Here is a 3871-nt window from a genome sequence, read left to right as displayed (position 1 = left end):
ATAAGCATAATATGGAACTTTTTCTTGAATACCAGGGCGACGTTCAATTACAGTTTCCCAGAGGGGACGGCAATTGTTCGTGCAATGGCCAGGTATCATGCTGTCTCATTTGGAGGCATACTGATTAACCTTTCCGCGCTGCTTGCTTTTACGGAAGTTGCAGGAATTCACTATGTAGCATCCGAATTTCTGGCAATATTGATTGCATTTACATTTAATTACCTAGGAAGCATAAATTACGTATGGCGCGAAGCCGGATAGGGCAAGCAGCATTGCGATTATGGTCGATATAGAGAACTCTCCTGGCAAGCTGATTTACATCATGATATCATGATAGAGTCGATAAAAACAGCTCTCCTTTTCCATCACCCTTAAATAATCAATCAGCGTTACAACCGCCTCGTTCAAAGCTGGTCTTCTGGATTTGGACAGATGCCGATCCGATCAGCAGCCTGTGAAGGTGACGGAGACGAAGATGAATGCGTTCAATAGTGGTAAGGAAAATGCCGAGAAATTATCTTATGAAGAGAGAAAAATAAAAATACGGATTTTGGCTCTCGCATTGCTTGGTTTCCTCATAAGTGTGAAATCCGACCGGTATTTTCCCTTGCCTGATCATCTCCCGGAACCTATCTTTCAGATAATCCTATTGCCATATACTTGTTTATTTTTTGCTGCTTTTATTATTTTTATAAAGCCCGGAATCGTTGGAGATGCTCATCTATCCCCCATCGACCGCATTTCTGCCGTCAAGCTAACGACGGTCATTATCTTGATTTTTGAAGCGATGGCATTTATCCTTCTGATCGTGCAGGATCTCAGATATGCCCTTTTCGGCTATCATCTAAATATCCCAATTGCCATTTTTTTATTCGCATGTATTGGAGCTTCACTCATATATCTACTTATTAAGGATGCATCCCAGGGCCTTCTTGTTCTTATCGCTCTGGCAGCATATACTGGAACATACCTTTTAAGCATTGTCTCATTCCCGCTTCATTCACAGAGGTCAGATATGCTCCCTCTCATCCTCTCGGGATGTCAGTCCTTCCTGGCAGGGATGAGCCCATATGCTTACCATGACCTTCTCTACCATCCACCCCATCAGGTGTTCACTTATCTGCCCGGAATGTGGATGGCCTATCTGCCAGCTGCTGCATCTGGAGTGGATCTGCGGTTTATAAACCTGATAAGCATGCTGGTATCTGCGCTTATTCTGGCATATTCGGCTAATGGTTCCAGGAATCATAGCATGCTGCTAGTTCCGGTATTCCTGCTGACCCCATATCTTCAGTACCGGCACGAAATCTATCTCGGGGTGCTATTTCTCATTCTTTCAATCGTCTTTTTCCTCGATAGAAACAACAAATGGTGGACGAGTTCTATTGCATCTGGATATGCTCTCGCCGCCTACCAGTTCGTCTGGGTCATTTTTCCTTTTATTGTGGTTTCAGCCTTTAAGAGATGGGGAATAAAAAAGGCTTTTGTGAATTCATTGATAGCAGTAGCAATTGCCTTGATCCTCATACTTCCATTCCTTTTGGGCTCTCCTGAAGAGTTCATCGCTGGTGTGTACGGCAACTGGTTTTATATTGACACCCCTTCTGTAAACCTCTCCTATCTGATATCTCTTTTTATTCCCTGGGATTCGATGATAATTGTTCAAGGCATCGTTATGGTCGCCATCTTTTCGCTGGCACTGCAAAGAATGGATCCTGAAGACCGCTGGGGGTGGATGGCTACCGCACTGGTCTTATTCATCGCCATGAACAGGGTCATTAATGTGTACTTTTATTTGATCGTCCTTCTTCTTTTGGTAATGCATGGAATTTCCGTAAGCACTCTGAAAGAAAAGCCGGATGAAGAGGAGGAGGCACCAAATTAGATAGGAACATTTGGGCTGCATTTGCTGCAGTGACATCTGCCTTTTTTTATAGCTGCTAAATGTGATCAATAATGCCACATTTTTTCAGATTTTTTGGTTTTAGGAAGCCACTTGCTCATTTCTCTTCAGATTCTTCCCTTCCAAGCCTTTCAGCATACTTCAGATAGTTGCAGGCCGGGCTTCCGAGGGGTATGATCCTTCCCTGCACAGTGCCATCAATAACCATCAGCTCCGCCACCGAGGGAGCGGACATCCTGGGCTGGGAGGTGCTCCCGGGACAGATGAGAAGCCTTCTGCCCTTCTCTATGAGTGGACGGTGAATATGTCCGAATACCAGAACCTCACAGTTCATCTCCCTGGCCATCATCTCCGCCCCCACCAGATCGGAACCATGTGAAGCCATGTGCACGAGGCCTATCTTCACTCCTTCCACTTCTATCACCTCTCTTTTCGGCAGGAGCCTTTTGAGTTGGGGCGAGTCGGAGTTTCCCCTCACCGCAACCAGCCTTCCCAGATCCTTAAGGGCGGAATGGGCCTGGACTGAGACAAAATCGCCGGCATGAAGGATGATGTCCGCCTTGCTTGCTAATGCGACCACCGCTTCTGGTAGCCTGTCATCCTCCATCAGATGGGTATCTGAGAGAGCTATTATCCTGGTCATTTTTTCATCACATCATCCTTGAAAAAGTGCAGCCGAGACAGCTATTGCCCTTGGGCTCAGACGTGCATTCGCCTCATGCCGGCCTCTGCTATGCCCAGAAACTCCGCGCCCACGGCCACCACGCTGTTGGTGAATATGGAGGCGTTGATCTCAAAGATGGGATACCTGAATTTGGTGTAATCGGACATCAGCCAGGTGGTCGAGGACGTGTCACCGCTGAAGAGACTGCGGTACTCCTCTTTTACCGGCACTACTGCTATGTCCTTGCTCCTTTTGCACTTGCTCAGGATGGAGACCTGTCTGGATGAAGGATTGGCAGTTATGGGCATCACATCAGCACCCTTCTTCAGGGCCAACGTCGTCCCTTCCAGGGCTTCGTAGGTGTTGCCTGTTCCGGTTATCGGTATGTATACATCGCCTATCTGAAAGCTCGGGGTATTGAAATCCCTCTCCCAATAGCTGATCTTGTTCAGATGGGTGAACCTCATCTCAAAGGCCCTTGCCACTAGACCGGATCTGCCCACTCCTCCAATTATGTATCTTCCGCTGCGGGGAAGGAGCCTGATCAACCAGTTCTCCAGGTGCTCAGGATCCATGCGGGAGATGAGGCTGGCATTCTCCATCAGGTCCATGATTATGGATCGATACTCCGGACAGTTAGGATCGCAGATCCCCTTGAGCCGGCACTGAATATCCGCGAAAAGGGCATTCAAAAAAGCCAAGACCTCCAGCTCGAACTCCGTGCCAAGAGGAGAGAGCCTGGAACGCATATCCTTGTCCGTGGCATGCTTCGTCCTGGCTTCGATTACCAGAACGTCCCCTTTCTCATACTCGCTCACCATCTTGTAAGCGGTTCCCTCTTTATTGGCAGTAATGAGCTTGATGTCCCCGCCGCGAGTGATAAAGTCGCTTATATATTTATTTACTGACTGCGTCTCTCCAGAGCCTGATATGGCAATGCCGAGGTTCATTCCCTTGCGGTAGTGCCTCTGAACTGGGTCCTCCAGGGTAAAAGGAAAAACGTTCTCAAAATGGTTCTGGATGAGTTGCATGAAGCTGTAGAGGGCAAGAGCGGATCGTCCCGCCGCAAGGCCGTAGACGAACTTGTTCTCCGGGATGGGCTTGAGAAAGTCCACCATGGACTCGGAGAATGCAGCTACGCTTGGCATATCCAGATCCAGCAGCTTCTCCAGGAAGCTGCACTGTAAGTTTGTGGATTCGCGGAAGGTTTCTATCAGGCCTGACATAGTGGCTCATTTTATGGCCCGGCAGAGATAAGCCTTCTGGGACAGCCCAATACCATCAGGTAAACTACTCCGGCCTAA

The 3871-nt window shown here is 48.0% G+C and carries 4 protein-coding genes; 2 read left to right on the top strand and 2 right to left on the bottom strand.

Annotation, left to right across the window (positions count from 1 at the left end):
* Both BP727_RS10020 and BP727_RS10015 read left to right on the top strand, forming a co-directional pair.
* Positions 1-261: GtrA family protein (locus BP727_RS10020; RefSeq protein WP_286858647.1), on the top strand; the 261-nt coding region annotated here is incomplete at its 5' end.
* Between the two features lie 214 nt (positions 262-475).
* Entirely contained in the window at positions 476-1885 is a 1410-nt protein-coding gene (locus BP727_RS10015; RefSeq protein ID WP_273466485.1) for a hypothetical protein, read from the top strand.
* A 115-nt stretch (positions 1886-2000) separates the two neighbouring features.
* Here the strand turns inward: BP727_RS10015 and BP727_RS10010 are convergent, their stop codons facing one another.
* Together BP727_RS10010 and BP727_RS10005 are read right to left on the bottom strand one after the other, a co-directional pair.
* A complete protein-coding gene (locus tag BP727_RS10010) occupies positions 2001-2546 on the bottom strand; it encodes a metallophosphoesterase (protein ID WP_273278618.1) in 546 nt (181 codons plus the stop codon).
* A gap of 56 nt (positions 2547-2602) precedes the next feature.
* Positions 2603-3793 (bottom strand): sugar phosphate isomerase, encoded by a 1191-nt coding sequence (locus BP727_RS10005; RefSeq protein ID WP_013720513.1) that lies wholly within the window; start codon positions 3791-3793, stop codon positions 2603-2605.
* Positions 3794-3871: the final 78 nt, after the last annotated feature.

This window comes from Methanosaeta sp. UBA356 (genome assembly GCF_002496465.1).
Classification (GTDB): domain Archaea; phylum Halobacteriota; class Methanosarcinia; order Methanotrichales; family Methanotrichaceae; genus Methanothrix; species Methanothrix soehngenii.
This window is presented reverse-complemented; position numbering and strand designations above follow the sequence as displayed.